This is a genomic window from Sulfuriferula sp. GW1, from assembly GCF_047300855.1.
GTDB lineage: Bacteria > Pseudomonadota > Gammaproteobacteria > Burkholderiales > Sulfuriferulaceae > Sulfuriferula.
Genome location: NZ_CP170197.1, coordinates 1,909,927 through 1,928,336, shown reverse-complemented (window position 1 = coordinate 1,928,336; position 18,410 = coordinate 1,909,927). Strand labels below are relative to the sequence as shown.

20 protein-coding genes and 1 tRNA gene are annotated in these 18,410 nt (G+C 55.6%); 17 read left to right on the top strand and 4 right to left on the bottom strand.

Annotated features, from left to right (window positions below):
- Positions 1-15 precede the first annotated feature (15 nt).
- Positions 16-525 carry a C40 family peptidase gene (locus tag ACFDAU_RS09475; RefSeq protein WP_413436687.1) on the bottom strand — a complete coding sequence of 170 codons (510 nt, stop codon included), beginning with the start codon at positions 523-525 and terminating at the stop codon, positions 16-18.
- Positions 526-631: 106 nt separating this feature from the next.
- Here ACFDAU_RS09475 and ACFDAU_RS09470 point away from each other — a divergent pair, with 106 nt between their 5' ends.
- The 4 genes from ACFDAU_RS09470 (at position 632) to ACFDAU_RS09455 (ending at position 3,638) form a co-directional block, all read left to right on the top strand.
- Positions 632-1,285 carry a DUF6781 family protein gene (locus ACFDAU_RS09470; RefSeq protein ID WP_413436686.1) on the top strand — a complete coding sequence of 218 codons (654 nt, stop codon included), beginning with the start codon at positions 632-634 and terminating at the stop codon, positions 1,283-1,285.
- A 28-nt stretch (positions 1,286-1,313) separates the two neighbouring features.
- Positions 1,314-2,975: an ABC1 kinase family protein gene (locus ACFDAU_RS09465; protein ID WP_413436685.1), complete on the top strand. Its 1,662-nt coding sequence runs from the start codon at positions 1,314-1,316 to the stop codon at positions 2,973-2,975.
- A 54-nt stretch (positions 2,976-3,029) separates the two neighbouring features.
- Positions 3,030-3,105: transfer RNA gene (locus ACFDAU_RS09460), tRNA-Thr, on the top strand.
- Positions 3,106-3,188: 83 nt separating this feature from the next.
- Entirely contained in the window at positions 3,189-3,638 is a 450-nt protein-coding gene (locus ACFDAU_RS09455; protein WP_413436684.1) for a hypothetical protein, read from the top strand.
- 88 nt (positions 3,639-3,726) lie between these two features.
- Here ACFDAU_RS09455 and ACFDAU_RS09450 read toward each other — a convergent pair whose 3' ends face one another.
- Together ACFDAU_RS09450 and ACFDAU_RS09445 are read right to left on the bottom strand one after the other, a co-directional pair.
- Positions 3,727-4,320 carry a phosphatase PAP2 family protein gene (locus tag ACFDAU_RS09450; protein WP_413436683.1) on the bottom strand — a complete coding sequence of 198 codons (594 nt, stop codon included), beginning with the start codon at positions 4,318-4,320 and terminating at the stop codon, positions 3,727-3,729.
- A complete protein-coding gene (locus ACFDAU_RS09445) occupies positions 4,317-4,874 on the bottom strand; it encodes a DUF4337 domain-containing protein (RefSeq protein ID WP_413436682.1) in 558 nt (185 codons plus the stop codon). The genes ACFDAU_RS09450 and ACFDAU_RS09445 overlap by 4 nt, the downstream gene beginning before the upstream one ends.
- Positions 4,875-5,135: 261 nt before the next feature.
- On the opposite strand from ACFDAU_RS09445, the gene ACFDAU_RS09440 reads away from it, so the two are divergent.
- The 8 genes from ACFDAU_RS09440 to ACFDAU_RS09405 are packed head-to-tail and all read left to right on the top strand — an operon-like array spanning position 5,136 to position 11,784.
- Positions 5,136-7,517, top strand: coding sequence for an EAL domain-containing protein (locus ACFDAU_RS09440; RefSeq protein WP_413436681.1), 2,382 nt, complete (start codon positions 5,136-5,138; stop codon positions 7,515-7,517).
- Between the two features lie 21 nt (positions 7,518-7,538).
- A complete protein-coding gene (locus ACFDAU_RS09435; RefSeq protein WP_413436680.1) occupies positions 7,539-7,931 on the top strand; it encodes an HIRAN domain-containing protein in 393 nt (130 codons plus the stop codon).
- A gap of 23 nt (positions 7,932-7,954) precedes the next feature.
- Positions 7,955-8,626: a tRNA (adenosine(37)-N6)-threonylcarbamoyltransferase complex dimerization subunit type 1 TsaB gene (tsaB, locus tag ACFDAU_RS09430; protein ID WP_413436679.1), complete on the top strand. Its 672-nt coding sequence runs from the start codon at positions 7,955-7,957 to the stop codon at positions 8,624-8,626.
- The gene (rimI, locus tag ACFDAU_RS09425; RefSeq protein ID WP_413436678.1) at positions 8,623-9,096 is read left to right on the top strand and encodes a ribosomal protein S18-alanine N-acetyltransferase; all 474 of its coding nucleotides are present in this window, start codon (positions 8,623-8,625) and stop codon (positions 9,094-9,096) included. The genes tsaB and rimI overlap by 4 nt, the downstream gene beginning before the upstream one ends.
- Positions 9,089-9,778, top strand: a complete 690-nt coding sequence (locus ACFDAU_RS09420; protein WP_413436677.1) for a uracil-DNA glycosylase — start codon at positions 9,089-9,091, stop codon at positions 9,776-9,778. The genes rimI and ACFDAU_RS09420 overlap by 8 nt, the downstream gene beginning before the upstream one ends.
- 30 nt (positions 9,779-9,808) lie before the next feature.
- On the top strand, positions 9,809-10,423 hold the full coding sequence (locus ACFDAU_RS09415; RefSeq protein ID WP_413436676.1) for a LemA family protein: 615 nt from the start codon (positions 9,809-9,811) through the stop codon (positions 10,421-10,423).
- A gap of 7 nt (positions 10,424-10,430) precedes the next feature.
- Complete coding sequence (locus ACFDAU_RS09410) at positions 10,431-11,279, top strand: TPM domain-containing protein (RefSeq protein WP_413436675.1); 849 nt, start codon at positions 10,431-10,433, stop codon at positions 11,277-11,279.
- 1 nt (position 11,280) lies between these two features.
- Entirely contained in the window at positions 11,281-11,784 is a 504-nt protein-coding gene (locus ACFDAU_RS09405) for a TPM domain-containing protein (protein WP_413436674.1), read from the top strand.
- A gap of 73 nt (positions 11,785-11,857) precedes the next feature.
- Here the strand turns inward: ACFDAU_RS09405 and ACFDAU_RS09400 are convergent, their stop codons facing one another.
- Positions 11,858-12,181, bottom strand: coding sequence for a hypothetical protein (locus ACFDAU_RS09400; RefSeq protein ID WP_413436673.1), 324 nt, complete (start codon positions 12,179-12,181; stop codon positions 11,858-11,860).
- A 104-nt stretch (positions 12,182-12,285) separates the two neighbouring features.
- On the opposite strand from ACFDAU_RS09400, the gene ACFDAU_RS09395 reads away from it, so the two are divergent.
- From ACFDAU_RS09395 to ACFDAU_RS09375, 5 genes are read left to right on the top strand one after another with little or no spacing between them, the layout of a single operon-like run.
- Positions 12,286-12,699 (top strand): hypothetical protein, encoded by a 414-nt coding sequence (locus ACFDAU_RS09395; RefSeq protein WP_413436672.1) that lies wholly within the window; start codon positions 12,286-12,288, stop codon positions 12,697-12,699.
- Positions 12,696-13,547 (top strand): CbbQ/NirQ/NorQ/GpvN family protein, encoded by an 852-nt coding sequence (locus ACFDAU_RS09390; protein WP_413436671.1) that lies wholly within the window; start codon positions 12,696-12,698, stop codon positions 13,545-13,547. The genes ACFDAU_RS09395 and ACFDAU_RS09390 overlap by 4 nt, the downstream gene beginning before the upstream one ends.
- Positions 13,548-13,556: 9 nt before the next feature.
- On the top strand, positions 13,557-16,085 hold the full coding sequence (locus ACFDAU_RS09385) for a nitric oxide reductase activation protein NorD (protein WP_413436670.1): 2,529 nt from the start codon (positions 13,557-13,559) through the stop codon (positions 16,083-16,085).
- Positions 16,082-17,257 carry an acetoin utilization protein AcuC gene (locus tag ACFDAU_RS09380; RefSeq protein WP_413436669.1) on the top strand — a complete coding sequence of 392 codons (1,176 nt, stop codon included), beginning with the start codon at positions 16,082-16,084 and terminating at the stop codon, positions 17,255-17,257. The genes ACFDAU_RS09385 and ACFDAU_RS09380 overlap by 4 nt, the downstream gene beginning before the upstream one ends.
- The gene (locus ACFDAU_RS09375; RefSeq protein ID WP_413436668.1) at positions 17,254-18,402 is read left to right on the top strand and encodes an aldo/keto reductase; all 1,149 of its coding nucleotides are present in this window, start codon (positions 17,254-17,256) and stop codon (positions 18,400-18,402) included. The genes ACFDAU_RS09380 and ACFDAU_RS09375 overlap by 4 nt, the downstream gene beginning before the upstream one ends.
- Positions 18,403-18,410 lie beyond the last annotated feature (8 nt).

Below are 18,410 nucleotides of genomic sequence, written 5' to 3'. Positions count from 1 at the left end.
CGCGTACAGTATTGATCAGCGATGGACTGGCAGTGGAAAAACGAGGAGGCGGCGCGCTCCTTCAAAGCGACGCGACCAGTATTCTTCTTTCATGTCGGAAATCATGATGCTGCCGGTCTGGCTGCTTGGCGCATGGATGAAGCGATGCTCGCCCAGATAAATACCGACATGCGAAAACGCGCGCTTCATGGTACGGAAAAATACCAGATCGCCTGGACGCAAATCCTGCTCGTCTATGCTTTCGCCTGTCTTGCTGATCTCATCTGCACTACGAGGTAATTGCAAGCCTGCTACATTCCTGAATACATAACGCACGAACCCACTGCAATCCATGCCGGTTTGCGGAGAATTTCCGCCGTATTTGTAAGCGGTGCCTATCAGACTTACGGCATAGAACAGCAAATCAGCGCGCTCGCCACTGATCGTGGTGTATGCGGGTACGGTATCGCCGTCAGCGTCATCCGCATATACCGGATGGAACGCGGACAACGATAAACTGACTAATATGAAAAAAATAATGCGCATGAATATGAAATTTAATGAATTTTCCTGGCCAGGTAAAGAAAAAAATCAACCTATTTGATTAACGGCTAATATCAAATTGTATTTAGACCATCGTAAGGAGCGCGTCATGGATGAACATATTATCCCAATGGAAACTCTGGGAACCATCAAGCAGGAGGCCCGGCAGGCGGGAGCAGAAGGAATGGATATCAGCGCACGCATACACGACATCACAGTGCGTGCGATCGAACAAAGAACATTGAATGTAGCCGAAATCAAGGCAGTATTGGCGGCTGTCAGTGCCGGTGTTAATCTTGGGCTGGCTGAACGCGGCGGCGATATCTCGCAATCACTGCGCGCAGCGGTGAGTGGCATGGATCAAGCCTTGATCAAGTTTGCCCAATCTACACAACTGATGATTGAAGAAATGCTCACTAGTGGCAGGGAATCCCACGCAGGCGAGCTGAAACAATCGCTTCAAACCTTGCGCAATCTGGAACATTTGCTGATGGACGCCATTCGCCAGACTGCCCGTACCAGTACAGGGATGCTCGTGATGGAAGCGAACCGGGTTGCACACCATCTCAAAACGAGCGGGTCGGACTCAGGGGCTCAGATGCGGGATACGCTTACGCAGCTGACCACCAGAGTACGGGCTGCCGTACATTCGGGCAAGGTCAACGCCGAACTGGGTACCCGCGAGATAGCCAGTCGTATGGCTCTGGTCGCCAGCGGATTGTTGACGGGGGCAGGCGAGGCGCTGCGCAGCAAGGTAAAGTAAACAATCTAACTGATCAATAACGATAATTATGCTTTGGGAGACTATCGGCGTCGTTCGCGACCTGCCGAGATTGCACGAAATCGCCACCATCATGATCCGATATGGGTGGGGGGATATGGTGCGCGCACTTGGAATTGGCACAGCACTTGAACGTGCCGGGCGTATTCTTCATTGGCAAAGCACCTCTGAAACCAGCCAGCTGGAACCTGCAGTGCGAATTCGGTTGGCTATGGAGGAACTGGGCCCGACCTTTGTCAAACTCGGACAGTTGTTTGCCACGCGTGTCGATGTCTTCCCGCCGAGCTGGATTGTGGAATTCGAAAAGCTGCAATCGAAAGTGCCTCCCGTACCTTTCACAGAACTCGCGCCGCATCTGGAAACGGCACTCGGCCTTCCTGCCACTGAAATTTTTCTTGAACTGGATATCGACGCTTTTGCTGCTGCTTCAGTGGCACAAGTGCACCGGGCAAAATTGCAGGACGGCACACCTGTCATCCTCAAGATACGCCGCCCTGGGATCGAAAAAAAGATCGAAGCCGATTTACGCATCATGCAGCACATCGCCCGTCTGGCTGAAAAAGAGATACCTGACGCGCACCGCTACCAGCCGGTGATGATGCTGGCGCAGTTCCGGCGTTCATTGCGACGTGAGCTTGACCTGCTGATGGAAGCCCACAATATCGAACGTTTTCGCACCAATTTTACAGGTGATGAAACCGTGCATATCCCCATGGTGTACTGGGATTACACCAGTGAAATGCTCAACGTGCAGGAGGAGCTGATAGGAATCCCAGGCACGCATCTGGCTGAAGTTCGCGCTGCTGGAATGGATATGCCTGTACTGGCCACGCGCGGTGCCGATGCGGTGTTGAAAATGATTCTGGTGCATGGTTATTTTCATGCCGATCCGCATCCCGGCAATGTTATCTACTTGCCCGGCAATCGTGTCGGCATGATCGATTTCGGCATGGTGGGTCGGCTCACCGAATACCGACGTAACCAGATTGTGAATTTGCTCGACGCGATGGCGCGCAAGGACGAGGAGGGGATGCTGGCCGTATTGCTGGATTGGACCGGTGATGGTGAAGTGGACGAGGCCAAGCTTGGTTACGATGTGTCGGAACTGGTATTCAGCTATGACAACCTGCAACTCAAGGATGTAAAAATTGGTCCCTTGCTTACCGACATCACCGCCATCATCCGCGAGAATGGTCTCGTGCTTCCTGCTGACTTGACGCTGCTTTTCAAGGCGTTGATTACCCTGGAAGGACTCGGTCAGCAGCTTGATCCGCATTTTCATATGGTGGATCATCTTACGCCCTTCGTGCGAGGGGTCATCGCCGAGCGCTACCAGCCCGCTGCACTGATCAAACGCGGCCGAAAAAATCTTAGAGAAGCCCTGGAGGTTGTCTCCGGGCTGCCGCGGGATATGGCAAAGTTATTGCGCGAGGCACGTCGCGGGCATCTGCGTATTGATCTCGACCTGAAACGCCTCGACCAGTTTGGGCACCAGCTCGATCGTGCCAGCAGCCGCATCACCATGGGCATCCTCACCGCCGCCCTGATTATCGGCTCATCCATCGTCATGACTGTCCCGGGTTGGCGATTCCTGGGTATCGTAGGTTTTTTGCTGGCGTTCTTAAACAGCATCTGGGTGATATTTTCAATTTGGCGTTCAGGCAAACATTGATCGAGAAATTTACCGTTTACCTATGGCGCCATACCCCCTATAATTCGCGCCTACGCCGGCATAGCTCAGTTGGTAGAGCAGTTGATTTGTAATCATCAGGTCAGGGGTTCGACTCCTCTTGCCGGCACCATATTAGATTTAAAAATCATTAACTTGATTTGTGTGATCCTACTGACTGAATCAGTGGAATGATGGCAATTTAAAGGAGGTTGAATGAAACCGCTCTATTTTGTTCTGGTTCCACTGCTTCTTACTGGGTGTGCTGTGGTCAACGAGGCACCAGGCACTCCATCCCCTACTCAAGCGCAGCAATCTGCAATCATTCAGCAGCGCAATCGGGAGCTCATGGTTTACGTGCAGCAAATCAACAACATTGTTGCGCACTCTGTTCGAGTGATACGCGTCGCGCAAGAGCAGCAGGCCATGAAAAAAACCGGACATCCCGTTCCCCTGGATACAGGCTGGTGCAGTGCAGTGGTTGCGATTAATGCTGACGGCACTCTCAAGCAGACCAACATCTCAGGCTGCGCATCAGATAACCTGGAAAAAGTGGAACTGGAGGCAATCAAGAGAGCCGCCCCTTTCCCGCCTATAGGTGCCACTTTTAATGTTGTGGTACATACCTGGGCACCCGTGGGGACGCCTGGCGTAAACGGCAACTGAATCCATTGGGGCTGGTTTCAGCTTGATTTAATCAGCTGGAACCTGCTTTAGCGCAAGACCTGGATCAAGCTTGCAGAATAGGGGTTGGCTATGTATTTTCGGCTTGTGCCTTGGCTGGAAACCATCGCTTCTGGAACCAGCGCAACGAGCATACAGTCAGGCAGGCAATCAAAGCACCGCCCAACACATCTACGGGGAAGTGCGCCCCCAAAGCGGGACGCGATACGCAAACCAGTAAGGCAAAACTCCACAGTCCCCAACGCAATGGTCGTGCAGCCTGATAGGCCAGGCTGGCCGCCAGCAACACTGCAAAGGTGGCATGCCCGGAGGGAAAGCTGTGATGGAATTCAGGCCGTCCAACCACGTGCACCCATTGTTCGCCCAATGCCAGTAATGGACGCGGGAAGTCCAGCAAGGGTTTGATCTGCATTACGATCAATCCGGTAATCACATATCCAACACCGAATATCAGCACGTTATTTCTGGGCAACCAAAGTGGACGCCACGCGCTGAGCAGCAAGGCGAGCGCTATATAAAGCGGGTAGTTGGTGTGATCCCCAAGCGCTGTCATGGTCAGCATTAGCGCATCCCAATAGGGGCTATGAACTCCATTAATCCATACAAACATCAGGCGATTCAATCCGCCCCAGGCATAGAGCGGGTTATCTGGCGATATGTTCACAGCATCGTCAATCCATAACCCCACAGACCAATACCGATGATTGCGCAGAGGGATGCAATGCTCATCAGCCAGGCGCGTTTGGTCAACGCGGTCACGGACGCCAGCGCAACGGCAATCTGGAACAGGATGAGAGCCAGCGACATCTTTTCATGCGGTGTGCTCAATAGTGCAGCTTCCGCATTGGCTTTGGCGGAAGCCTGTTCGTATTTATCTGCATCGGTCTTGATTCTGGTTTTTTGTGCTTTGTATTTAGTGATCTCGGACTCAAAACCGCTGGTTTTGTCTGCGGGTGCTAAGGTTTTAGCAAGCTCCATCAGATGCATTTTTGTGCTCACCGCCTGATAGTAATTCCATTGATCGGTAGCATGCGCCTTCATCAATACGGCCTCGTTTTTTTGCAGCAGCACGTCATTCATCAAATGGCTTCCCTGATAACTCAGAACGGCGCCCAGGGCTGCCAGGATCGCGGTGAATATGGCCACCCACTGGTCCAGGGAATTGGCTTCGTGACCATGATGTGCAGGATGGGGAATATGAATGCCTGTGTCGCTCATGATGAAAGTCCGGTTCTATTAAAGCAGGATGGGTGCGTATTCTGAATTGATTGGAACATTGCATCAAGCAATTTGCGGCACCCATTTAAGCGTTTGCTAACAGCGCAGCACATGGCGCCGGCTTGAGCATTAAAGGTTTCCGCATAAATTCCGATAAGTAATAGTGGCAGGGATGACATGCAGGATTGTGATGGCAAGCGTAAGGCTCGATCTTTATTTGCTGCCCACAGCCCATGACCAAATAATATTAAGGCTTTAACTATGAAAACAGCGATTAAGCTGTTCGCGCGCAACTCCAAATACGCCATTGTTATCGGCTTTGGTCTGGTATTGCTGCTCATGGTCACTATTACGGTGATCGGACTGACGCGGATGCACTCAATCAATAAACAGATGGAGTCTATCGTCAGGGAACGCGATGCTAAAAGCGAGTTGGTGATGAGCCTGCGCTCCTTGTCACGGGAGCGTGCAGTCACTATCTATAGCATGCTGCTGATGAAAGATCCGTTTCAGCTGGATGCGGCTGTGCAGCACTTCAGCCAGCTTGCCGGCGAATTTATATTCACTCGGGACAAACTGCTTCAGATGCAGCTTAATCCTGTGGAGCGTGCAACCTTGCAGGCTTCGCAGCTAAAAACCCGAATTGCCACCCAATCCTTGGAGAGGGTTGTCGAACTGATCCAGGCAGGCAAGCTTACTGAGGCGCAGGAACTACTGCAAAAGAAGGCTATTCCAGCACAAAAAGATGTATTTGAACTTTTCAATGAATTGATCGAAATGCAACGGCGGTCAACGCATGTGGCCATTGACAGGGTTTCGCATGAATACAGGTCGTCTGTCTGGGCGGTCGGTATACTGGGGGCAGCCGCTTTCCTGCTGGGTGTGGGTATCATGATGCTGGTGGTGCGTAAGGCGATCCGCATCGAACGTGCGCTTTACCATGAAAAAGAACGCGCAGAAGTCACCTTGCATTCGATTGGCGATGCAGTGATTTCCACGGATATCGCTGGCAACGTGGATTATCTCAATCCCGTCGCAGAACAACTCACCGGCTGGCCTGCTGTTCAGGCGCGCGGTCTGCCTTTCCGGGAGATATGCCATACCATAGACGAAATATCCAGGCAGCCGCTGGATCATTCGATTGCGTCCAGCCAGATGGATGGCTGGATGGTTGGGCTTAGCCGTAATGCTTTGTTGATCAGCAAGTCCGGCGCGGAGTTTGCCATTGAATCTTCCATTACACCGATTCGCAATCACACCGGCGATAGCATAGGATTCGTGTCGGTATTCCACGATGTAACCACTACGCGCAGCATGGCACGGCAGCTCTCCTGGCAAGCCAGCCATGATTCGCTCACCGGTCTTCCCAATCGACGCGAGTTCGAGCGTTGCCTGACGGAGCTATTGAATAGTGCAAAGCAGACGGACACCCAACATATTTTGCTCTACATCGATCTGGATCAGTTCAAGCTGGTTAACGATACCAGCGGGCATGGTGCGGGTGACGAGTTGTTGCGGCAACTGGCTGCAATTATTCAGACCCATATCCGGGGACGCGATACGCTGGCTAGGCTAGGGGGAGATGAGTTTGGCGTGCTGCTGGAAGAATGTCCAATAGACCAGGGTAGGCAGATCGCGGAACAATTACGTCAGGTAATCGCCGAGTTTCGTTTCGTATGGGAAGGTAAAACTTTCGAGATCGGCGCAAGCATGGGTCTGGTAGAAGTGACTGCAAGTGCGGAGAACATGGCCGCGCTACTGAGCTCAGCTGACGCTGCCTGCTATATGGCCAAGGACAAAGGCCGCAACCGGATATGGGTCCACCAGAAGGATAACGCCGAGTTGCTCCAGCGTCATGGCGAGATGCAATGGGTAGCGCGGATTACCCATGCTTTTGAAGAAAACCGTTTCTGTCTCTATTATCAAAGCATCGTCGCGGTGCAGCCCAATCAACCGGGCAGGCAATACTGCGAAATCCTGTTGCGGCTGAAAGACGAATCAGGCCGGCTGGTGTCGCCGATGGCGTTCATCCCGGCTGCTGAGCGTTATGGGATGATGCCGCTGATTGACCGTTGGGTAATCCGCACCATGTTCAAGTGGCTGGCTGACAATCCGGGCAGCACGGAGCAGCGCTGCTATGCCATCAATATTTCCGGCCAGTCCCTCGGTGACGAGCATTTTATCGAATTTGTGATCGATCAATTTCATGGCAGCGGTCTGCCTGCCGAGGCTATTTGCTTCGAAGTGACGGAAACTGCGGCAATTGCCAATTTGAGCAGGGCGATGCGTTTCATCAGCATTCTTAAAGGTCTGGGTTGCCGCTTCTCGCTGGATGACTTCGGCAGCGGCATGTCCTCTTTTGCGTATCTCAAGAATCTTCAGGTGGACAGTGTCAAAATAGACGGTGCCTTTGTCCGGGACATGGTGACTGATGCCGTGGATCATGCCATGGTGGAGGCCATCAACCGCATCGGTCACGTAATGGGCATTCAGACAGTAGCAGAATTTGTAGAGAACGATGCCATTCTGGAAAAGCTCAGGCTGCTCGGTGTGGATTATGCGCAAGGTTATGGCATTCACAAACCGGCGCCTTTGCAATTACTTTGCGATGACGTCAGGCTCACTGCGCATAGCGCTGCCTGATGACGATTCGTTAGGCACAGCATGATACGGAACGGATGGGCCGCGCAGTGGGTGAAGGTTCTAGCTGCCTTACTGTTATCGCTGCCCGCCGCTGCCGAGGTTTCCGAACATATCCTGTTGCAGGCGTCACCGCTGGCTGGGTTTCAGTACTACGACGGCAAGCGGGTGTGGGCAGAAATGCACGAAGGGGATCGGCTGGAACTGGTGCGCGAGCCGCACAATGCCTATGACTCGCGCGCAGTGCGGGTGGAATGGCATGGCGTCAAACTGGGTTATGTGCCGCGCCGCGACAACGAAGCGGTTGCTCGGCTACTGGATAGAGGTAACCGGCTGGAAGCACGCATCAGCCGTTTAAGTCCGAGCCGCAATCCCTGGCAGCGTATCTTGTTCGAAGTCTATCTGCCCATTCGTTAGCCAGCCTCCGCTATAATTGCCGGATGAGAATTCTGGCTTTTGATACATCCACCGAGTACTGTACGGCTGCGCTGTGGCTGGACGGCACGCTCACTTCCCGCGAGATACACGCCGGGCAAACCCACTCTCAATTATTATTACCCATGTGTCAGGATCTGCTTGCAGAAGCGGAAGTGGGTCTGGCACAGCTCGACGGCATAACATTTGGTGCCGGGCCGGGGTCGTTCACCGGACTGCGGATTGCCTGTGCAGTGGCGCAGGGCCTGGCGTTTGGCGCCGATGTGCCGGTGTTGGGTGTGAGCACTTTGCTGGCGCTGGCCGAGGCGAGTGGTGCGGAACGTGTAATCGCCTGTCTGGATGCCCGCATGGGCGAGGTTTACCATGCCGTTTATCGGCGCGAGGAGTGTGACTGGGTGACTGATTCCGAGCCAAGGTTATGTGCGCCACAACAGGTGCCCGCAGTAGCGGGCGTGGACTGGTGTGGGTGTGGCAGTGGATTTAAAGCCTACGCTGAGGCGCTGCAAGCACGTTATGCTGACGCGCTGGTCAATATCCGCCCGGAACTGTACCCGCACGCGCGCGAGATTGCTCGTTTGGCCGCGCCGCACATCAAGGCGGGACAGGGCATGGCAGCGGAACTGGCTGCGCCACTGTATATTCGCGACAAGGTCGCTTTGAAAATTTGCGAACGATGAGCTCTCTGCTGCACACTCAGCCATCTTTTCGCCCGATGCGGGACGATGACATCGACGTAGTAATAGCGATGGAGCATGGGGTTTACCCATTTCCATGGACGCGCGGCAATTTCCTCGATTCGCTGCAATCCGGCTACAGCTGCTGGGTATGTCAGCATAATCAATTCATCGTGGGTTACGCTGTGTTGATGCTGGCAGCGGGGGAAGCCCATTTGTTGAATGTCACGATTGGGCTTGAGTGGCAGGGCCGGGGCTGGGGCCGAGCCTTCATGCAATATTTGATAGAAGTTGCGCGCGATTATCACGCCGAGACCATGTACCTGGAAGTACGCCCCTCCAATATCGTGGCGCGGCGTCTTTATCATAAGCTGGGGTTCGAATATGTGGCGATGCGCAAAGCCTATTATCCTGCTCGCCAAGGTCGGGAAGATGCCGTGATCATGCTGCTGGATATGAAAAAACATGCGTGACATTGTGCTGCATGAACTGGAGCTTGCGCCACGCTGGAAGCTGCGGGATGCAAGAGTAGCCAGGCATGCGTCGTCAACTTCCGGCGGCGCTGTGGACATCAGTCAGATGGACTGGGAAATGCTCAGGCAAGCGGTGGCAAACTGCACTGCCTGCCCGTTGCATATGACCCGTACTCAGGGCGTGCTGGGTGCAGGGGATGTTCATGCCGACTGGTTGTTCGTGGGAGAGGCGCCCGGTGCTGAAGAAGATGTCCAGGGCGAGCCTTTCGTTGGAGCCGCAGGCAAACTGCTCGATGCCATGCTGGCGTCTATCCACCTGAAGCGCGGCGCTAATGTATACATCGCCAACATATTGAAATCGCGGCCGCCTGGGAATCGTAACCCCAAGCCTGAGGAAATTGCCGCTTGCCTGCCTTATCTGGAGCGTCAGGTTCAATTGATCCAGCCGAAAATCATCGTTGCGCTCGGCCGTTTCGCTGCACACTCGCTACTGGCTACTGACGCCAGTATCGGTAGCCTGCGCGGGAAATTGCATCAGTATCAGGATATTCCGATGATCGTGACGTATCATCCGGCGTATCTGCTGCGCAATTTGCCGGACAAGGCGCGCGCATGGGAAGACCTGTGTCTGGCGGTTGCAACGATGCAGGGCTTGCTAAAGCAACAGGCCGTCACAATCTAGATCAACGAATTCAATCAAGGAGAAACCGCAATGCGTAACTGGATGATGTCACTCATGCTGTTGCTGACGCTGAGTCTGAGCGGCTGCGGCTACAACACATTTCAGACTACCGATGAACAGATCAAGGCCAGTTGGGCTGAAGTACTCAATCAGTACCAGCGCCGTGCCGATCTGGTGCCCAATCTGGTCAATGTCGTAAAGGGCTATGCGGCCCATGAAAAAGATGTGTTCACGCAAGTGACCGAGGCGCGCGCCCGCGTCGGACAGATTCAAGCCACGCCTGAGCTGATCAATGATCCCGCAGCTTTTGCCAAGTTCCAGGCCGCGCAACACGACATGAGCAATTCTCTGGGACGCCTGATGCTGGTTGCAGAAAATTACCCGCAGCTCAAGGCGGACGGTGTATTCCGTGATCTTCAGGCGCAACTGGAAGGTACCGAAAATCGCATTACCGTCGCGCGCAAGCGTTACATCGATGCGGTGCAGGAATACAACAATACGGTGCGCAGTTTCCCCAGCAATCTCACTGCCATGGTACTGGGCTACAAGGTCAAGCCCAGCTTTACGCTGGAAAACGAGAAGGAAATTTCCAAAGCGCCAAAAGTCGATTTTGGCGCGCCCGCCGCACCGGCGCCGGCGCATTAGCCTCAATATGAAACGTTGCCTTGCCATACTGGTAGCCCTGCTGTGTATAGGGGCTGCTGGTCCGGTGCTGGCTGAGGTGGCGGTGCCTGCACTTAAGGCGCATGTCACCGATCTCACCAATACGCTCACTTCAGCTCAGGTAGCCGGCCTGGAGCAGCAACTGGCGGATTTCGAGCAACACAAGGGTAGTCAGCTTGCAGTGCTGATTGTACCCACCACAGCACCAGAAGCGATCGAACAATACGGCATACGCGTGGCCGAGGCTTGGAAACTGGGACGCAAGGGCGTGGATGACGGAGTGATCCTGCTGGTCGCCAAAAACGATCATGCTTTGCGCATCGAAGTGGGTTATGGCCTGGAGGGCGTGATTCCGGATGCGATTGCCAAACGCGTCATCGCCGAGACCATCGTGCCGCATTTTAAACAGGATGATTTCGCTGGCGGAATCCAGGCGGGGGTGGATCAGCTCATCAAGTTGATAAATGGAGAGCCATTGCCGCCGGTCAAAGCCAAAGCCCAAAACAGCAGCAGTGATCCACTCGGTATGCTGTTCATCGCTGTCATAGGCGCCACTTTCATTGGCCAGGTGCTGCGTTCAATATTCGGGCGATTTCTGGGTTCGGGCATGGCTGCGGCGGCTGTAGGAGGTCTGGGCTGGCTGGTGCTGGGCTCGGCGCTGATGGCGTCCCTGGCGGGTGTGCTGGTGTTCTTTGCGGTATTTTCCGGAATCAACCTGGGGCGCGGCGGCGGTTTTGGCGGCGGTGGATTCGGTGGAGGTGGTTTTGGCGGCGGCTCGGGTGGATTCGGTGGCGGAGGCGGCGGCTTTGGCGGCGGCGGCGCGTCGGGGAGATGGTGAGATGAACCTGATGCGCGTGTTCAAACATCTTCTGCATTTTCCGTGGCGCGTGCATCTCGCTTTTCCCGCGCACACTATGCGTGCGATCGAGTCCGCCATACATGGCTCCGAGCAGCACCATTACGGTGAACTGTGCTTTGCCGTGGAAGGCGCGCTGGATATTGGCGAACTATGGCAAGGCATGTCTGCACGCGAGCGGGCCGTGAATGTTTTCTCCGATCTGCGCGTATGGGATACAGAACACAACAACGGCGTGCTGATATATCTGCTGTTGGCCGACCACGATGTGGAGATTGTCGCCGACCGGGGTATACACGGGCTTATTGCTGCGGGGGAATGGGAGGCCGTTTGTCGTGCCATGGAGGTGCTGTTGCGGCAGGGGCAATATGAGGCTGCGGCGTTGCAGGGGGTGGCGGCGGTAGGGGATCTGCTACAACGGCATTATCCCGCGCAAGGCAGAAAACGTAACGAACTGGATAATCGGCCGGTTGTGGTAAAGCGCTAGTCCATAAACAAACAGCCCGCAATTTGCGGGCTGTTTGGAGTAACGCTGACTTGAAAGTTTTACTGATCGAGATTTAACCGATCCAGGCGTGTTCCATCACATCCAGACGCAAGTCTTGCGTGAACTTTTCACCATTTCCTTCCACCAACAACGTCACCACGCGTACGCCGGGGGTGGCGAATGAAATTTCATGAGTGTAGGCGCCTGGCGCATTGACGGTTTGCTCATTCAACGCTTTGCCGGTCACATCCAGAAGTTTGCATTTGACCGCGCCGCTGCCATCAATCAAAGCCTGGATGCGGAAATTCTCGTTGATGCTGCGGCGGTACACTTCCGGATCGCGGTTTGCGTTGTACTGCAGGTTGTTGACCTTGACGAGCTTGACCAGCTTTTTCATATCAGCATTCCATAATTTAATAAAGTTGAGTAAAATAATCAGGTATTGCGTATTTCACAATTTACTAATTTTATTCTTAAACTCCTGACCGGTCTAGTAAGCAAATGGATCACACCGCATTGATACAAACATTCGAGCAGGTGGACGGACAAATCGTCGATCTGGAACGCATCCTCAACGAACGCGGCTCATTGCCTCTGCCGGAGACGGTCGAGCATGCAATGGCGCTGACCAAGCAGCTCATCATTGCCTATATCGCCGATGTGGGTGAGAAAACACTACCAGATCAAGCGGATGATCTGCTCGACGTATTCAAGGCGCTGGTAAAAAGCGACCCATCTTGGAACACCATCCGCGACAACTGTCGCGAGCTGGTTTATTACCATAACTGCATTGCCATGGAACGCTTCGATGCCTTGCCGAAAAATCCGGAAAAAATGGCCGTGCGCACGCTGCGCCACCTGTATTTATTCATGAAAACACGCTGCATGCGTGAAGATCGACTGGAGATGGCATGAAAGGATTTTTGAACCGTTTGCGCGGGGTTGAGCGCGACATTATTCAGCAGCCGGTGGAAGATGAAGCTGGAGCACCCTATTACGAAGCGCAGAAAAATGAAGTCGAAATTTTCGAGGCTGCCTACAAAAAACGCCTGCCGGTGATGCTGAAAGGTCCCACCGGCTGCGGCAAGACGCGGTTTCTGGAATACATGGCATGGCGTCTGAAGCGCCCGCTGGTGACCGTTTCCTGCCATGAAGACCTGACCAGTTCCGATCTGGTGGGTCGCTTTTTGCTCGAAGGTGAAGCCACCGTGTGGCAGGACGGCCCGCTCACGCGCGCGGTGAAAGCCGGAGCCATCTGTTACCTTGACGAGATTGTCGAGGCGCGCACCGACAGCACGGTGATCATCCATCCGCTCACCGACCACCGGCGCCAGTTGCCGCTGGAAAAGAAAGGCCAGGAAATCGAAGCGCACGAGGACTTCATGCTGGTGATTTCCTACAATCCCGGCTACCAGACCGTACTGAAAGATCTCAAGCCGTCCACCAAGCAACGCTTTATCGGTATCAATTTCGATTATCCGCGTGAAGAAATTGAACGCAAGATCATCCAGAACGAAGTGCCGGAACTGGACACAACCCAAGTCGAAAAACTGGTTGCTGCGGGTCGCCGCGCGCGTACCCTGAAAGACCACGGACTGGAAGAAGCGACCTCTACGCGCGCGCTGGTGTATGCCGGCAACATGATGGTTGCGGGCATCGAGCCGGTGGAAGCGTGCAAGGCCGCACTGGTCAATCCGGTGACGGACGACCCGGAACTGGCCGAGGCACTGATGGAAATCATCAAGGCGCATTTTGCTGCTTGATTTGAGTTGATGACCCAACTGGAAATTCTTGCCGCTATCCAGCAGGAGCTGGTTGATCTGGAGCAGATCAGCTTCGTGGCACACCGCGATACCAGGGAAACGCTGGACGCCATCCAGAGTCAAGGCGATGAAATCGCGCTGGAATGGGTGCGTGCCTGCAAAGCCTTGTTTCAACACGATCGTGATGCCGGAAAGGCCTTCATTCGCGGCAGTCGTGCAGCGCTGGAGGCAGGCCACACGGTGCTGCCATGGATGCATCAGGCACTGTGCTTTTTACAGTGGCGCGGTTCCTGGAAAGCGCTGGATGGATTCATGGGCCAGTTGCCCGACGCCTACCGTATTCTGGGCAGCGCAGGTGAAGCGCGCTGGGCAGAGCTGGGTATTGCCTGGTGCGGACGTCATCTGGAATCGGGTGCGGCTTATTTCCGCTGCCCGGTTGCCGAACTGGCTGCGACGCACGGCATCGCCGGCGTGGAAGAACTGGTGTTACCGGCAGAGAGCCTGTTCAGCCAGCGCCGTCTGGCACTTGCCACCTATCTTCCCGGCGCAATCCGGGTGCGCAATCTGCTCGGTGTGGAAGCGGTACAACCTTGGGCCAAGCGCGGTGCGGACATTCTGCAGGCGGGGCGGCTGCGCGGCGAAGCATTCTTCAAGCTGGAATCGGAAGAAAGCATGGGTATGCTGTTGGAGAATCTGCCCGGTTTTCGTACGCCCGAGCACCAACGCTTATTACAACTGATTCTGTATGCCTGGTTTGGCGAGAATTTTGATCTGCTGGACGGCAACTGGTCGCCGGATAAGGGCCGCGCCTTTGTCGAAACCGACGGCGCAGCGCTGTATTTGCCCATTGCCTTGCCCAGCCGTGAGGAAGCCATCCTGGCGCTGTTGCATGGCGCCGGACATCTGACGTTCCACTCCTTCGAACGGCGTTATATCGAGGCGCTGTTCCACGAAGTCGGGCGCGAACACCCGCCCCTGGACGCGGACAAGCGCATCACCTGGCGACCCTTGTTCGCAGCCTTTGGCGAGGACATGATCCGCTTTCAGCTGATTTTTGATTTGTGTGAAGACTTGCGCGTGGATACGCGCATTGGCACGCGCGTACCGAATTATCTGGCGCGATTGCTGGCAGCCGCGGAGGCAGCAACGCTGCCTGCTGGCGCTGCCGCTGTATATTTTGAGCTGGCCAGGCAAACGCTGCGCTGGATTGCTTCAGGTGCGCCGCAACAGGCTGAAATGGAATCATGGCGACCCCTGCTGAATGAATCGGCCACGATAGTTGACGCGTTCCGCATTGCCAATCTGCTTTATGCGGATACCAATTTGCCGCCGATGACGCTGGCCGAACGCGAACATGCTTACCTGCCGGGCCGCTCACCCAATGCCGCGCGCCCGGTGTATCCACGCCGCGAACTGGATCACGCCGAATTCGGCACCGGTACCGAAGACCAGGACGATGCGGTCAAGCATACCGAGATCAAGCCCAACCCGGAAAAACGCGAAACCCCCAAGCAGGCTGCCGGCGAAGACCCGGATTTCGACATTCCACCCGAGGAGACGAGTGGCTCGGGCGGTCGCGTCGGCGTCGGCATCCCGCAGCCTGCCCACGTGACCGGCCATGCGCGTGGCGCGGAATACAGCGAGAAGGGCAAACCCTACGCCGAATGGGATTACCGCGACGGACGCTACAAGCGCAACTGGGCATGGGTGCAGGAAAAAGAGCTGTCCGAACTGGATGCCAACGAGGCGACCAGGTTGCTCACGCAATATGCACCGGCATTGAAGCGCCTGAAGCGCGCCATTCAAACGCAGAAGCCGGCGCGCATGGCACCGCTGCGGCGCCAGTTCGACGGCGATGAACTGGATCTGGAAGCGGCCATTGGCTATATCGCCGAAAAGCGCGCCGGCATGTCGCCCAAGGCCAATATTTACCGGCAGAGAGTGATGCAGCACCGCGATACGGCGGTCACCCTGCTGGCTGATATCTCCACCTCGATCATGCAGCCCAGCGAAGGCGGCGGACGCGTAGTGGATCACATCCGGGCCGGCATGCTGCTGTTCGCCGAGAGCATGGAAGAGGTGGGCGATCCGTATAGTCTGGCCGGGTTTGCCTCGAAGTATCGCGACAATGTCAGTTATTACAGCATCAAGGGTTTCGACCAGCGCCTGACCCCACATGCGCGCGCCGTGCTGGGTGGCCTGTCGGGACGGCTTGCCACGCGCATGGGCGCAGCCATCCGCCATGCGGTGAAAGGTTTCGACCGTGCGCCGTCGCAACGCCGTTTGTTGCTGATCCTGTCCGATGGGCGCCCGGCGGACTATGATGACGGCGGTGACGAGCGTTATCTGCACGAGGACACGCGCATGGCGGTGAAAGAAGCGGTGGATGCGGGCGTACATCCGTTCTGCATCACCCTGGATGCCGCCGGCAGTCAGTACCTGCCGCAGATTTTCGGGCCGGGGCATTACGTGGTGCTGGATCACATCAATGACCTGCCCAAAAAATTGCCGGAAATTTACCTGCGGTTACGAAAATGACCCCCCTGCCTACCCGTAAAGCCAGCTTCATCGGCGCTGCCAAATACCGGCGCAAGACCTACGGCAGTAATCACCCGCTGGCGATCCCGCGCGTTTCGCTGACCTATGATCTGATCAACAGCTATGGTGCGCTCACTAACGCGGAATTCGTGCAGGCGCGCAAAGCGGCGGATTTCGAACTGGAGTGGTTCCACACGCCAGAATATGTTTCCGCTTTCAAACGCGCCGAGGCATTGGGGCGTGTCAGCAATCCAGTGCGCAAGCAGCACAATCTCGGCACATTGGAAAATCCTTACTTCGAACAGTTTTTCACGATTCCTGCCACAGCGACCGGCGCATCCGTACAGGCAGCGGAGGAGGTCATCCGCGGCCGCATCGGTTTCAATCCGGCGGGCGGCATGCATCATTCGCGTCCGGACCGGGCGCTGGGATTCTGCTATTTCAACGATCCGGTGCTGGGCATTGTGCGGTTGCGCCGCGAGGGCTGGCGCGTGCTCTATGTGGATATCGACGCCCATCATGGCGACGGCGTAGAAGCGGCCTTCCTCGACGACCCGGAGGTGTTTACCTTGTCACTGCACATGGATACCGGCTACGCCTATCCCTTCAGCGGCGGGCAACTGGCCGACGCGGGTACGGCCGAATCCGGCTATACCAGCCTGAATGTGCCGCTGCCCCGGAACACGCATGACGCCGAATACCGTTTGTTGTTCGAGGCCGTGTGGCAGCCCTTGCTGGACCAGTTCAAGCCCGACGCGGTGGTATTGCAGGCGGGCACCGACATGATCTTCGCTGATCCGCTGGGCAAGCTCGGGCTTTCCACACAATGTTTTCTGGAGACTGCCCGGACTATTCTGGAAACCTCGCCTTGCCATGCCGATGGTACCCCGCGCTTGCTGGTGACGGGCGGCGGCGGGTATCATCCGCTGGTGCTGGCGCGCGCCTGGACCGGGCTGTGGGCGCTACTGTCCGGACGCGATCTGGCAGAAGCCATACCCGCTGCCGGAGCGCAGGCACTGCGTGCGGCGGGATGGGATCTGGACGAAGACGAGGACTACTTCGAGCAGCTTTTCGTCTCCCGCCTGGACCGGCTCGAAAGCCGCGCGGTGCGTCCGGAAATTCATGCCTTGATCGAACAAATTCAGCAACATCCTTATCTGAAAAATACATGACCATATCCCTTATCCCGGGCCACTGCACCATGATGGCCAGCAAGCAATATGTAGCCAGTTTCGGCAAGGATTGCGCAGAAGGTCATTACAGCGACTTTCTCAATGTCCACCTGCGCCTGTCTTCCATCGGCATGGGCACGTTTCCGGGTGCGCCGACCGACCAGGTGGACGCGCACTACGCCGAAATCATTGCGCGAGCGCTGAGCAACGGCATCAACGTGGTGGATACCGGTGCGCACTATCGTTATGGGCGTTCCCCGGCCGCGGTGGGTGCAGGCGTGAAAAAAGCGCTGGAGGCGGGGGTCAAGCGCGAGCAGATGTTTCTGGTATCCAAAGGCGGCTTCCTGAGTTTCCGCGAGGGGCCACCGCAAGACCTGCAGGCCTGGTTCCACAGCGAGATCGTGGCGAAAGGCTTGGGGCGCGTGGAAGATCTCACCCAGGCACACTGCATCAGCCCGGAATACATCGGTTTCCAGCTGGAACTGTCTCGCCAGTTGATGGGTGTGGAAACCCTCGACGCTTTCCTGATCGACCAGCCTGAAGTCCATATTCCGGTCATTGGCAAGGATCAGCTCAACCGCAAGCTGGAAAAAGTATTCATGGTGCTGGAGCAGGCGGTCAAGGACAAAAAGCTGCGTTATTACGGCATTTCGACCTTCAATGGCTTTCGCGTTGAAACCGACAATCCGCTGTTCCAGTCCATTACCTCCATGCAGGGCCATGCTGAAAAAGCCGCGCGTGCGATCTGGAAAGATGACCAGGCCAAGCACCAGTTCAAGGTAGTGCAAATGCCGTTCAACCAGGTCATGCAGGAAGGCTTCACACGTTTCAGTCAGACTACCGGCCAGGGCAATGTCGGTTCAACCATCCAGGCCGCACATCAGCTCGGTGTCTATCTTATGGCGAGTCACACGCTATTCAAGGGGCATCTCGCCAGCCAGGCCATGGATGCTGTGACCCAGGCTATGCCCATGCTTGAGAATGACGCGCAGCGTGCCATACAATTCAACCGTTCCACGCCGGGAGTAGGCACTACGCTGGTAGGGGTCAGTACGCCAGTACACCTGGAAGACATCCTGGCAGTGGCGAAACTGCCGCCGCTGGATAAAACGGCTTATCTGAAAATGTACGAGCGTACGGAATAGCCGTTCCC